Annotated in this window: 14 protein-coding genes; 2 read left to right on the forward strand and 12 right to left on the reverse strand. The window is 50.8% G+C overall.

The annotated features are described in order from the left end of the window. Positions 1–224: 224 nt before the first annotated feature. The 9 genes from EVJ24_RS00005 to EVJ24_RS00045 all read right to left on the reverse strand — a co-directional run bounded on the left by EVJ24_RS00005 (position 225) and on the right by EVJ24_RS00045 (position 8620). On the reverse strand, positions 225–1142 hold the full coding sequence (locus EVJ24_RS00005) for an IS3 family transposase (RefSeq protein ID WP_131438730.1): 918 nt from the start codon (positions 1140–1142) through the stop codon (positions 225–227). Positions 1143–1625: 483 nt separating this feature from the next. Beyond that, on the reverse strand, positions 1626–2516 hold the full coding sequence (gene hag, locus EVJ24_RS00010; protein WP_131438731.1) for a flagellin Hag: 891 nt from the start codon (positions 2514–2516) through the stop codon (positions 1626–1628). Between the two features lie 68 nt (positions 2517–2584). After that, a complete protein-coding gene (hag, locus tag EVJ24_RS00015; RefSeq protein ID WP_131438732.1) occupies positions 2585–3427 on the reverse strand; it encodes a flagellin Hag in 843 nt (280 codons plus the stop codon). Positions 3428–3495: 68 nt separating this feature from the next. After that, the gene (hag, locus tag EVJ24_RS00020) at positions 3496–4389 is read right to left on the reverse strand and encodes a flagellin Hag (protein WP_131438733.1); all 894 of its coding nucleotides are present in this window, start codon (positions 4387–4389) and stop codon (positions 3496–3498) included. Between the two features lie 68 nt (positions 4390–4457). Then, a complete protein-coding gene (locus tag EVJ24_RS00025) occupies positions 4458–5267 on the reverse strand; it encodes a flagellin N-terminal helical domain-containing protein (RefSeq protein ID WP_131438734.1) in 810 nt (269 codons plus the stop codon). Positions 5268–5498: 231 nt separating this feature from the next. After that, positions 5499–6791: a methyl-accepting chemotaxis protein gene (locus EVJ24_RS00030; RefSeq protein ID WP_131438735.1), complete on the reverse strand. Its 1293-nt coding sequence runs from the start codon at positions 6789–6791 to the stop codon at positions 5499–5501. Positions 6792–6914: 123 nt separating this feature from the next. Continuing rightward, positions 6915–7238 (reverse strand): hypothetical protein, encoded by a 324-nt coding sequence (locus tag EVJ24_RS00035; protein WP_236637491.1) that lies wholly within the window; start codon positions 7236–7238, stop codon positions 6915–6917. Positions 7239–7248: 10 nt separating this feature from the next. Then, positions 7249–8076, reverse strand: a complete 828-nt coding sequence (locus EVJ24_RS00040; protein ID WP_131438737.1) for a GNAT family N-acetyltransferase — start codon at positions 8074–8076, stop codon at positions 7249–7251. Between the two features lie 58 nt (positions 8077–8134). After that, entirely contained in the window at positions 8135–8620 is a 486-nt protein-coding gene (locus EVJ24_RS00045) for a hypothetical protein (RefSeq protein WP_131438738.1), read from the reverse strand. 157 nt (positions 8621–8777) lie between these two features. Here EVJ24_RS00045 and EVJ24_RS00050 point away from each other — a divergent pair, with 157 nt between their 5' ends. Then, complete coding sequence (locus EVJ24_RS00050) at positions 8778–9272, forward strand: hypothetical protein (RefSeq protein ID WP_016509305.1); 495 nt, start codon at positions 8778–8780, stop codon at positions 9270–9272. A gap of 31 nt (positions 9273–9303) precedes the next feature. Here the strand turns inward: EVJ24_RS00050 and EVJ24_RS00055 are convergent, their stop codons facing one another. The 3 genes from EVJ24_RS00055 to EVJ24_RS00065 all read right to left on the reverse strand — a co-directional run bounded on the left by EVJ24_RS00055 (position 9304) and on the right by EVJ24_RS00065 (position 10804). After that, complete coding sequence (locus EVJ24_RS00055; RefSeq protein ID WP_131438739.1) at positions 9304–9597, reverse strand: putative quinol monooxygenase; 294 nt, start codon at positions 9595–9597, stop codon at positions 9304–9306. Positions 9598–9599: 2 nt separating this feature from the next. Then, positions 9600–9893, reverse strand: coding sequence for a multidrug resistance efflux transporter family protein (locus EVJ24_RS00060; protein WP_131438740.1), 294 nt, complete (start codon positions 9891–9893; stop codon positions 9600–9602). Between the two features lie 62 nt (positions 9894–9955). Further along, positions 9956–10804: a YitT family protein gene (locus EVJ24_RS00065; protein WP_131438741.1), complete on the reverse strand. Its 849-nt coding sequence runs from the start codon at positions 10802–10804 to the stop codon at positions 9956–9958. A gap of 139 nt (positions 10805–10943) precedes the next feature. Between EVJ24_RS00065 and EVJ24_RS00070 the strand changes: the two genes are divergently transcribed. Next, the gene (locus tag EVJ24_RS00070; protein ID WP_233589581.1) at positions 10944–11858 is read left to right on the forward strand and encodes a YitT family protein; all 915 of its coding nucleotides are present in this window, start codon (positions 10944–10946) and stop codon (positions 11856–11858) included. Positions 11859–11868 lie beyond the last annotated feature (10 nt).

Here is an 11868-nt window from a genome sequence, read left to right on the forward strand (position 1 = left end):
ACGGATCGAAGATCGTCTCGCCCCAGCGCTCATAGAGGAGTGCCCATTGACTGACTTTCTTACGGTCCACCCCGAACTCTTTTCCTAACGTTGTGCATCCGTCTTTGCCCGTCAAGTAGCGTTCGGCTACATGAATTTTGAAAGCCTTCGTAAATTTGACCATAAAAACACCCCATAAAAGTAGACTGACTTAGCGAAATGAGACACTAATAAAAACACCTTGATTAGGCTGCCATCCCACCGTATTTTATCGGTGTGAGGTAGCCTAATTTTTCTTGGATACGTTCTTCTTTGTAGTAGGTCAAGTAATGGTTCACCCGTTCATGCACTTCCTGGTCACTTAACGAGTTGAATTTGACGTACTGGAAGCCCTCAGACTTCAAGTTCGAATGAAATGATTCGATTACCGCATTGTCCCAACAGTTTCCTCTTCGAGACATGCTGCTCGTCAGATGGTTCCTCTTGACGAAATCTTGAAAGGCATATGAGGTATAGACACTTCCTTGGTCCGAATGGATGATGACCCCTTCGGGGTTGTTCCGGCGCTCCAACGCCTTCTTTAACGTATCGATGACGAGGGGCGTCTGTTGATGCTCGTATAACTTATAGGCAACAATCTCATTGTTAAATAGATCGATGATTGTCGAGAGATATTTCGTCGTGCTCCCGTATTGGATATAGGTGATGTCCGTCACCCATTTCTTATTCGGTTCACTGGCCGTGAAGTCTCGTTTGAGAAGGTCAGGTGCGATGATGATACTCTCACCCTGAGACCTCCATTTTCGTTTGGGTTTGATCCGACACTGGAGATGGTGTTTCTTCATGATTCTCTGTACGGTGTTCCGGTTTGCTGTTAACTCATAGTTTTGTTCTAACAGGGCCTTTATCTTTCGATGTCCATATCGATACTTCGTAAGCTTACATACTTCGACGATTGTTTGCTCTAGCACCGAAGGGTGCTTCACCGGTTCTCTGACCCAACGGTAATAGGTTGCCCTTGGCACCTCTAGCACACTTAGGATGGTCGTGACAGTATATTTCCTCCTCAGGAGCTCTACAGCCTTTAGGACTACTTCTTTCTCAACTCTCTTTCGATCCCCATGAATTTTTTTAAGATTTCGTTCTCCGTCTTCAGGTGGGATAGTTGACGCTCTCTCTTGTCATCCTCACTAGCGGAATCAGGACCGAGTCCATAGGTGTATTGCTTCCCGATCGGCTGGTCAAATCGATAGATTTCATTGGACCGATACCATCTCATCCATGTATGGATCTGGGATTCATTTTTGATTCCGTGTTTCTCCATGATTTCTCTAGTCGTCAACTCACCGCTTAGTTTGTCTTTCACCACTGCCCATTTCACTTCACTTGAATATACGTTTTTGCCGACGCAAAAACACCTCCGATGCTAGCACTTTTTTAAAGTGTACTACTGCGAAGGTGTTTTTATATTGTCTCAAAAATTTAGGTTAGCCCAAAGTTGGATTTTTATGTCCAACTTTTATGGGGCAGTTCAAATGGGTCACTTATTTCAAGTGTCCTTCATTCGGGGTTCAGTTCAAATAACGAGGGGCGGACATCTTCATAACCAGATTCTAATCATTGTTGGTTAAGGAATAGACTAAATCTTAACGGAGAAGTTGAAGAACCGCTTGCGGCTGCTGGTTCGATTGGGCCATCATCGCTTGTGCAGCTTGGTTCAAGATGTTGTTCTTCGTGAAGTTCATCATCTCTTTCGCCATATCAACATCACGGATACGTGACTCAGCAGCCTGAAGGTTTTCGGCCGACGTGCTCAAGTTGTTGATTGTGTGCTCAAGACGGTTTTGGTTCGCTCCAAGCAACGAACGCTCTGATGATACTTTTTCGATTGCGCCATTAATAACTGTAATCGCTCCATTTGCTGCTGTCTGAGATGAAACATCAATTCCATCAGTCGTTATGGCCGCAGCTGCAGCAGTAGCAACTACACCACTAGCTCCAGCTACACCTAGAGACTCAGCATCCATAGCTCCAATTTTAAGTGTAAGTGACTGCCCAGTGTTAGCACCGATATGGAACGTTAAATCTGCAGCGTTAGTTACACCAGAACCCGTGCTTGCTGAACCATCAAGTAATTTCTTCGTGTTAAATTCTGTGTTGTTAGCAATACGCGTGATTTCTTTTGCTAACTCGTCTACTTCTTTTTGAATTTCGCCACGATCTGTATTCGTGTTCGTGTCATTCGACGATTGAACCGCAAGCTCGCGCATGCGCTGAAGGATCGAGTGCGTCTCGTTCAAGGCGCCCTCCGCCGTCTGGATCAACGAGATGCCGTCCTGCGCGTTCTTCGCTCCCATGTCGAGACCACGGATTTGGCCGCGCATCTTCTCAGAGATGGCGAGGCCGGCCGCGTCGTCGCCGGCACGGTTGATGCGAAGTCCTGAAGACAATTTCTCCATCGCTTTGCCCGTCTGCGCCGTGTTGAACGACATGTTGCGGTGTGCGTTCATCGAGTTAAGGTTGTGGTTGATAATCATAGTATTTTCCCTCCATAGGTGTGATTTGGCCAAGTCCTTTTGACCATCTTAGTGTATTAAATTACTGCTTAACGAAGAAGTTGAAGCACCGCTTGCGGCTGTTGGTTCGATTGGGCCATCATCGCCTGTGCCGCTTGGTTCAAGATGTTGTTCTTCGTGAAGTTCATCATCTCTTTCGCCATGTCGACGTCACGAATACGTGACTCGGCAGCCTGGAGGTTCTCGGCCGACGTGCTCAAGTTGTTGATTGTGTGCTCGAGGCGGTTTTGTGTGGCACCCAGTTTCGAACGTTCTCCTGAGACCGTTTCAATCGCTGTATTGATTGTACCAATAGCAGTGTTTGCTAATGCTTGTGTAGAAACGTCAATTCCAACAGTAGTGGCTTCAGTAGCACCAGTAGCTACGGCTAAAGTGGTGGCATCCATTGCACCAATTGTTAGTGTCAGGCTTTGGCTAGCATTTGCTCCAATGTGGAACACTTTACCGTCTGCATCTGATCCATCAAGCAATTTCTGAGTGTTAAATTCAGTATTTGCAGAAATACGTGTAATTTCTTTTGCGAGTTGTGTGACTTCTTTTTGAATTTCGCCACGATCTGTTGTCGTGTTCGTATCATTCGACGATTGAACCGCAAGCTCGCGCATGCGCTGAAGGATCGAGTGCGTCTCGTTCAAGGCACCCTCTGCCGTTTGAATCATTGAAATGCCATCTTGTGCATTTTTAGAGGCCATGTCGAGACCACGGATTTGGCCGCGCATCTTCTCAGAGATGGCGAGGCCGGCCGCGTCGTCGCCGGCACGGTTGATGCGAAGTCCTGAAGACAATTTCTCCATCGCTTTGCCCGTCTGCGCCGTGTTGAACGACATGTTGCGGTGTGCGTTCATCGAGTTAAGGTTGTGGTTGATAATCATAGTATTTTCCCTCCATAGGTGTGATTTGGCCAAGTCCTTTTGACCATCTTAGTGTATTAAATTACTGCTTAACGAAGAAGTTGAAGCACCGCTTGCGGCTGTTGGTTCGATTGGGCCATCATCGCCTGTGCCGCTTGGTTCAAGATGTTGTTCTTCGTGAAGTTCATCATCTCTTTCGCCATGTCGACGTCACGAATACGTGACTCGGCAGCCTGGAGGTTCTCGGCCGACGTGCTCAAGTTGTTGATTGTGTGCTCGAGGCGGTTTTGGTTCGCCCCTAATTTCGAACGTTCAGCTGATACCATTTCAATAGCATCATTTACAACTGTGATCGCAGCATTTGAACCATCGAGTAATCCACCAGTTGTAGTAGCTACATCATCAACATCAACAACTGCTAAATCAGTTAATTTGTCACCGATGCCAGTAGTTCCTAAAGTAGAGCTGTCCATTTGAGAAATGCTTAGAACCAATGTTTGCCCTGCATTTGCTCCAATATGAAAGTTCAAGTCAGCTGCCCCTGCAACTCCTGAAGTTACGTCCGCTGCACCATTTAAAAGTTTCTTTGTGTTGAACTCTGTGTCCGTTGAAATGCGATCGACTTCTTCAATAAGTTGGTTGAACTCTTTTTGAAGTTCTTTACGATCAGTCAAAGTATTCGTATCGTTCGAACCTTGAACCGCAAGCTCGCGCATGCGCTGAAGGATCGAGTGCGTCTCGTTCAAGGCGCCCTCCGCCGTCTGGATCAACGAGATGCCGTCCTGCGCGTTCTTCGCTCCCATGTCGAGACCACGGATTTGGCCGCGCATCTTCTCAGAGATGGCGAGGCCGGCCGCGTCGTCGCCGGCACGGTTGATGCGAAGTCCTGAAGACAATTTCTCCATCGCTTTGCCCGTCTGCGCCGTGTTGAACGACATGTTGCGGTGTGCGTTCATCGAGTTAAGGTTGTGGTTGATAATCATAGTATTTTCCCTCCATAGGTGTGATTTGGCCAAGTCCTTTTGACCATCTTAGTGTATTAAATTACTGCTTAACGAAGAAGTTGAAGCACCGCTTGCGGCTGTTGGTTCGATTGGGCCATCATCGCCTGTGCCGCTTGGTTCAAGATGTTGTTCTTCGTGAAGTTCATCATCTCTTTCGCCATGTCGACGTCACGAATACGTGACTCGGCAGCCTGGAGGTTCTCGGCCGACGTGCTCAAGTTGTTGATTGTGTGCTCGAGGCGGTTTTGTGTGGCACCCAGTTTCGAACGTTCTCCTGAGACCGTTTCAATCGCTGTATTGATTGTACCAATAGCAGTGTTTGCTCCTGCTTGAGTTGCAATAGTAACAGCACCAACTGCGAGACCTACAGAACCCATGTTAGCCACAGTTAAGTTCAAGTTTTGGTCCTGGTTCGCACCAATATGGAAATTTCCATTGAAAGTTCCGTCCAATAATTTTTTAGTGTTAAATTCTGTATCTGTTGCGATGCGATCGATTTCTTGAATTAATTGTCCAACTTCTTTTTGCATCTCAGTACGATCAGTGTTGGTGTTTGTATCACTAGCCGATTGAACTGAAAGTTCACGCATACGTTGAAGAATTGAGTGCGTCTCGTTCAAGGCACCTTCAGCAGTTTGGATTAATGAAATGCCGTCTTGTGCGTTTTTTGAAGACATATCCAGACCACGGATTTGACCGCGCATTTTCTCAGAGATGGCGAGACCAGCTGCGTCATCACCCGCACGGTTGATGCGAAGACCTGAAGATAATTTCTCCATCGCTTTACCAGTTTGTGCTGTGTTAAATGACATGTTGCGATGTGCGTTCATCGAGTTAAGGTTGTGGTTAATAATCATTGTAATTTCCCTCCATAGGTTTGAGTTTTTCCGCTCTTCCAAATCCATTTGTCCGAGCATACAAGGCTTAGGCCGGCCCTTGCCTTGCAAATGTTGGAACGTTTTATCGTTTCCATACTCTATATCGGAATCTACAGGTATCTCTTTAGTAATTATCAAAAAAAATTACACACTCTGACTACTTCTCTGCAAAACGCATAGAAAAACGACCCATCACAGGGTCGCTCCTCCTTACGCTTCCACTTTCACTTGTTCCGTCTCGTTCTGTAAACTCTCCGCGACACGGACGAGCTCCGTCATCGCGCCGTTCACTTCACCAAGGCTTGCCGCCTGCTGGCTCGCCGCCGACGTGACTTCCGTCGCGTAACGTGACGCTTCTTCGACCATACCAACGATACCGGCCGAGTTCGTGACGACCGAATCGATCTGTCCACGTGACTCGTCTAAGAGCGCATCGACCGAATGGACGTGGCTGTACACTTCGTTCGCCGAACTGTGGATCGTCGCGAACGCACCGCCCGCTTTCTCGACGAGCCCGACGCCCGTCTCGACTTCTGCTTTCACGTTCGCCATCGATGACGACGTGTCACCAACTAACCGTTTGACGTCGACGATCAAATCTGTGATCTCTTGCGTCGAGTTCGCCGTCTGTTCGGCGAGCTTTTTGACTTCTGCCGCGACGACCGCGAAACCGCGTCCGTGCTCACCGGCCCGTGCTGCTTCGATCGACGCGTTCAAGGCAAGCAAGTTCGTCTGCGCCGAGATGTCGCTGATGACGTCTGTGATGCGTGAGATCTCACCTGTCTTCTCCGTCAATTGACTATTGAGTGTTGATGACTGTTCGACTTTTCCAGCGATCGCATGCATCGCGTCGACTGACGTCGAAGCCAAACCTTTCCCGCTCTCGGCTTCTTGTTGCATCTCGCTCGCCGACTCGAGCGCCGAGCCCATCTCTTTACGGATGTTCTCCATCGTCCGAGCGACGGCACCGAGCAGGTCCATCGAGCTGTATGTCGCGTTGACATTGTCTTCAAGCATCTTGTTCAAGGCGTTCATCGCCGAGCGGATGCTTTCGCCGGCCGTGTTGCCTTCTTGGACCGCTGCCGCAATCTCTTGCGCCGAGCCCGTCAATTGGTCCGCCGTATAGCGCATGTTCGTCCCTTGTTCCCGCAAGTGTTCGACCATGTTGTCCATCGACAGAAGCAGACGTCCCATCTCCGAACGGTCGCTCGTCGTCTCACTTGCGAACACGACCGTCAAGTCGCCGTTGCCGACCTCGACCGCCTTGTCTGACGCTGACTCGATTGCTTTAAGCGGGCGACGGGCGATCAAGTAAATGACGCCCCCACCTAGTACTGAAATGAGCAAGGCCACGGCCGTCCCGACGAGCATGACCTGACCTTTCGCCATCTCGAGCTCCGTCAACAGCAAGAGCGTGATATACCCGACCGCTCCACCTGTAATGAAGGATGTGACCAAGATCCAGGCGAGCAGTTGAGTCGTAAAGTTTTTAAATACTTTCACTATGAGTTCCTCCTCTGTGCAATTCATCACTTACTATATCGTCCACTTGGAAGCTTTTGTATAGCGTTTTCACTTGAATTTTTGGTCAATGAAAAAACGCCCTCGAATTCGAGAGCGTCTTCGTCAAAACGGTTCATTGTCTTTTTTCATACGTGCCTGTTCACGGGTCGTCGTGAGCGCATCGATCGCAAGAGCGATCGCCGCCACCCAGTGCAACATCATGCCAACGAACGGGATGAAGCCGAGCACTGACGCCGTGATCCCGACGATCGGTCCGAACGAGACTTTGTTCAGCCGCGATACAGACAGAATCAACACGACGATGTGAAATACGAGCATGAATCCGAGCGGTGAATACCCCATACTGATGATGAACAGCCCACCGAGCACCGGGATGCCGAGCAATGCCTCAAACGCGGCACCTAACCATTTCAAATTACGAACCATCGTCTCCACCTCACAGTTCTAGTAAGTAAAACTCATAGCCGCCGTTCTCCGCGAATCCGGCCCGCTTGTAAATCTCGAGCGCGGCCTTGTTTTCGGTCTCAACGTCGAGCTCGAGCTTGGTGCGGCCCATGCGGAACAGTTGTTGGACCATCTGCTTCAACATCTTCGTGCCGTAGCCCTGACCCTGATCACTCGCCCGCACACCGAACGCGTGGATGCTCGCGGCATCGTCTCCTGACAATAGCGCGCGGATGACACCGACGGGACGGCCTTCAACTTCACCGATGTACGTCACCCGGTCCGGCGTGTCGATTTGGCTGTAGATGTTCTCGGTCACGTCGACCGGGTCACCGAACGCCTCACTGAGCGTCTCGATGATGACGGGACGGTCGGCGTCGGTCGCCTCACGGAGCGATACCTCGTTCGGTTTCAAGAACAGCTCGGCCTTCTTCAACACCAAATTGTACTCCGAGAACTGGTACGCCGCTTGAATGTGGTCGACGACCGCCTTGCCCGACTTCGACTTGCGGTCGATGACGAACGTGAACGCCTCGCAACCGTTCTCTTTCGCGTCGCGTTTCGCTGACGTCAAGAGCGCCGTGAAGACGCCTTGCTTGCGGTAGTCCGGATGGACGAGCGCATTGACCTCATACTCGTTCGGGAGATACGGGAACAACATCAAATAACCGACGAGCGTCTCACCGTCATAGACGGCGTAGTCGTTCTGTCCGACCGCGACGTGACCGATTTTCACGTCAATCGCGTCATGCGCGTTGACCGCTCCTTCGAGCGCTGTTACGTGTTCTGCCTGTCTTGCTTCTTCTACTATCCAATTCATACGAATCACCTCAACTGTATTGTAGCATAATCGAAAAAGCCCGCCGAAGCGGGCTGACTCATAACGTGCGGAACTCGAGCTCTGGGAGCGTCTTGAGCAGCTCAGCAATCTCATCTGTATGCGCCTCAGCGCCTGGGACGGCCTCGGTCGGTTCGACCCAGAAGAACGTCTTGTCGCTCGCGCCGAGATAGTTGCCGTAACCGATTTCGGTCGCGAACGCCTCTTCCGAGAGCTCACGGTCGATCAAGTCAAGGTGGAACAACAGTTGGTCGTCCCCCTCCTCGACATTGTAGTAGAGGTCGAACGTGCCGTAGCTATTTTTATCGCCGACATCGACGACGTCTTGTGCTTTCTCGATATAGACGTCACCGCGCTCGATCGCCTCGGCGATCTTCGACGGGAGAATGATCTCGTAGCCGAGGTCGCGGTCACGGATCGTCTGTGACGTATCATCGGTCCGTCCGCGCGACGAGACGACACCGACCGTTGCGACGAGGGCACCGGTCACGCCAAGCGCGACGGCCCATTTTACTGTTTTATTCATGTTGAACTCACTCCTCTTTAGTCTTTCCATGAGACGATTATCGCACAAAACATCACCAAATCATTAAATATTCTGAAAAAACTTTTTAGGATGCGTTGACGCCCGTCCGCCAATCCCATACGATAAAGATATCGTATTACAGAAAAGAGGAACTGACATGTCAAACGAATCCCAATTGTCGCGCGCACAGCTCGACGCGCTCTTGAAAAACGTCTTCGCCCTGCAAATCCCGGTCATCGAAAAATTCATGACGGATCTGTTTAAAAAATACGTCTCGACGGCGTCAACGTTCAAGCAAGACATGGACACGATGAAAGCGAGCGAGTGGCACCAACAATTCTTCGGTCAGAAGGCGATGCCGCACTTGTTCATCGAGAACCTTGGCTTCGGCGCTTCGTTCCGTCACCAGGAACAGGAAAAAGTCGTCAAGATCCCGGATAACATGACGGTCGTCAAACCGGATTCGGACAACCAAATCGAGGAGATCCTCCAAAACCTCGACAAGACGCTCGCGTCGATGGAAGTCAAAAACAAAGGACTCGTCAAAAAGTTCTATAAAGAGACGCTCGAACTCATCTGTCAGCTCGGCAGCCGTACCGGCATGATGGACGAGTTTTATGAGCAGGTCAAAGGCAGTTTGACGAAATCTTGATAAAACATCCACGTCCGCGGACGTGGTTTTTTTAATGCTTACCCCGCGGCTCGAACACGGCCAAGCGCTCGATGTTGGCGAGGATAGGTCGCGCTCGTTCAATCAGCGTCTTCGTCGTCTCGAGCGAGAGCGACTGCTGATGGGCGGCCTGACTCGCCCACACCTCATAGACGACGATCGCGTCGTCATCGAGTGAGACGCTCACTTCATACGTTTCGCACGACACTTCCTGTTGCATCGCTTCGGACGCCCCGAGCAAGATTGCGAGCAGTGTCTCACGCTCGCCTGGCACGGCGGTCAATTTCCCTATCAATCCATAAGACATGGTTATCCCTCCTTCCCGTATCGATTCGCCATCGCGACCAGCTTCTCCTCTCGCTTGAATTGACTCTTACTATGAAGCATGACACCAATCATGACGAGTGAGATCCCTACGAGCGATAGCCCAGACGGGAGTCCGGCGTGGAGGAACATCAACTCACCGATGAGCACGAACAGTACCTCGAACGCCTGCGTCGCCTCGACTGTCGCCAGTTTGCCCATATCGCGCTTGACGAGGTGGGTCGCCTTGATGAAAAGGACACATAAAGTCTCTCCTTTCCGAATCCTCACTTGTTCCATGACCGATGTCCGATTTCCCGCCTATACTAAAAAATCGAGCAGCGTCGGCTACTCGATTTCACTCAATGGATATCTCGTTTTTGGAAACTTCCACCTTTCACTTCCGTCACTTCATAGACGACGACGAACGCCTCCGGGTCGACGTGATCGATGATGTCTTTCAACTTCCGCTCCTCGAGCCGGTTGATGACGCACGTAATCTCATGGTAGGCCGCTTTCGAATACGAACCTTGAATCGATTTGACCGTCACGCTCCGTCCGAGCCGGTCGCGAATCGTCTCGACCATCTCGTTGGGTGCGCTCGTGATGATGTTGAACGTCTTCGCTCCGCTCAGGCCCTCCTCGACGATATGAATCACTTTCGAGGCGATAAAATAAGCGATGGCTGACAGGACGGCTCCTTGTAGCCCAAATACCGTCGAGATGACGATGAAGACGAATACGTTCAAGAAGAGGATCAAGTCGCTCGTACTGAACGGCAGCTTTCGCGACAATAGAACGGCTAGCATGTCGATGCCATCGAGTGCGCCCCCGTTCCGGAGCGAGAGTCCCATGCCGAAACCGAGGATGATTCCGCCGACGACGGTGATGAGAAGCGTATCGCCATCAATGATTGTTGGCACCCGGTGCATGACGACCGTCCCAATCGACAGCGACGCGATGCCGGTGACCGACAAAATGGCGAAGCTCTTACCGATTTGTTTATATCCGAGATAGATGAACGGGACGTTCAAGATGCCGATGAAGATCCCGAGCGGTAAGCCAAACAGCTGAGAGCCGACAACACTGATGCCGGTGATGCCCCCGTCAGAGACGTTGTTCGGGATGAGGACTGATTCGAGTCCATAGGCGGCAATCAACCCTCCAAGGACGTTCATGATGAGATTAACACTCCATTTTGTACGTTTCATAGAACCCTTCCTTTCATGTCACATTTCATCAGTCTAGCATATATTTAGTTATAATACATAACTAAATTCATTGAATCGTATCGTTCGCATCTAAAGTCAAAATGCTATACTAGGTAAAAAACGAAAGGGGCGATACGCGATGCAGCGTCCACCGATGCCTTCCCCGACCCCGGAGGAAGTGCTCCGCTTAAAGCGGGAACATAATCCAATCAAACCGACCGAGCTCTTCGCGAAAGCGCTGCTCCTCTTGATCGGCTCCTTCATTTTCGCCATCGGACTCGAGGCGTTCCTCGTCCCGAACCAGATCATCGACGGCGGCATCGTCGGCGTCTCGATCATCGTCTCTTATCTGACGGAAACAAAAATCGCCATCTGGCTCGTCCTGTTCAATTTGCCGTTCATTTACTTCGGCTACCGCCAGATCGGGAAGACGTTCGCCGTCGTCACGCTCGTCGCGATCTTACTCATGTCTGGCTTCACGATCCTGTTACACTCGATCGAACCGTTCACGGACGATCTGCTCCTCTCGACCGTGTTCGGCGGCTTCTTGCTCGGTGCTGGGATCGGGCTCGTCATCCGGGCCGGCGGATCGCTCGACGGGACCGAGATTTTGGCCGTGTCGTTCACGGACCGGCTCCCGTTCTCGGTCGGCGAGATTGTCATGTTCTTCAACATCTTCATCCTCGGCACGGCCGGCTTTGTCTTCAGCTGGGACCGGGCCATGTACTCGCTTATCACCTATTTCGTCGCCTTCAAGACGATCGATATCGTGTTAGAAGGGATCGACCAATCGAAAGCGGCCTGGATCATCACGACGTCGCCGGACGACGTCGGTCAAGCCATCATGGACCGACTCGGCCGCGGTGTGACATACCTTCACGGCGAAGGGGCGTACACGGGTGACGGCAAAAAAGTCGTCTTCACCGTCATCAGCCGACTAGAGGAGACGAAATTGAAAGACATCCTCGACGACTATGACGAGAAGGCGTTCCTCGCCATCGGTAACATCCACGACGTCCGGGGCGGACAGTTCAAAAAGAAAAATATCCACTAAAAAGGTCGGC

It is taken from the genome of Exiguobacterium sp. SH1S21, assembly GCF_004337175.1.
Classification (GTDB): Bacteria; Bacillota; Bacilli; order Exiguobacteriales; family Exiguobacteriaceae; genus Exiguobacterium; species Exiguobacterium aurantiacum_A.

Coding starts and splice junctions, on each gene's coding strand:
- hag (WP_131438731.1), bottom strand. CDS start 2,516: ATGATTATCAACCACAACCTTAACTCGATGAACGCACACCGCAACATG.
- hag (WP_131438732.1), bottom strand. CDS start 3,427: ATGATTATCAACCACAACCTTAACTCGATGAACGCACACCGCAACATG.
- hag (WP_131438733.1), bottom strand. CDS start 4,389: ATGATTATCAACCACAACCTTAACTCGATGAACGCACACCGCAACATG.
- EVJ24_RS00025 (WP_131438734.1), bottom strand. CDS start 5,267: ATGATTATTAACCACAACCTTAACTCGATGAACGCACATCGCAACATG.
- EVJ24_RS00035 (WP_236637491.1), bottom strand. CDS start 7,238: ATGGTTCGTAATTTGAAATGGTTAGGTGCCGCGTTTGAGGCATTGCTC.
- EVJ24_RS00040 (WP_131438737.1), bottom strand. CDS start 8,076: ATGAATTGGATAGTAGAAGAAGCAAGACAGGCAGAACACGTAACAGCG.
- EVJ24_RS00045 (WP_131438738.1), bottom strand. CDS start 8,620: ATGAATAAAACAGTAAAATGGGCCGTCGCGCTTGGCGTGACCGGTGCC.
- EVJ24_RS00050 (WP_016509305.1), top strand. CDS start 8,778: ATGTCAAACGAATCCCAATTGTCGCGCGCACAGCTCGACGCGCTCTTG.
- EVJ24_RS00055 (WP_131438739.1), bottom strand. CDS start 9,597: ATGTCTTATGGATTGATAGGGAAATTGACCGCCGTGCCAGGCGAGCGT.
- EVJ24_RS00060 (WP_131438740.1), bottom strand. CDS start 9,893: ATGGAACAAGTGAGGATTCGGAAAGGAGAGACTTTATGTGTCCTTTTC.
- EVJ24_RS00065 (WP_131438741.1), bottom strand. CDS start 10,804: ATGAAACGTACAAAATGGAGTGTTAATCTCATCATGAACGTCCTTGGA.
- EVJ24_RS00070 (WP_233589581.1), top strand. CDS start 10,944: ATGCAGCGTCCACCGATGCCTTCCCCGACCCCGGAGGAAGTGCTCCGC.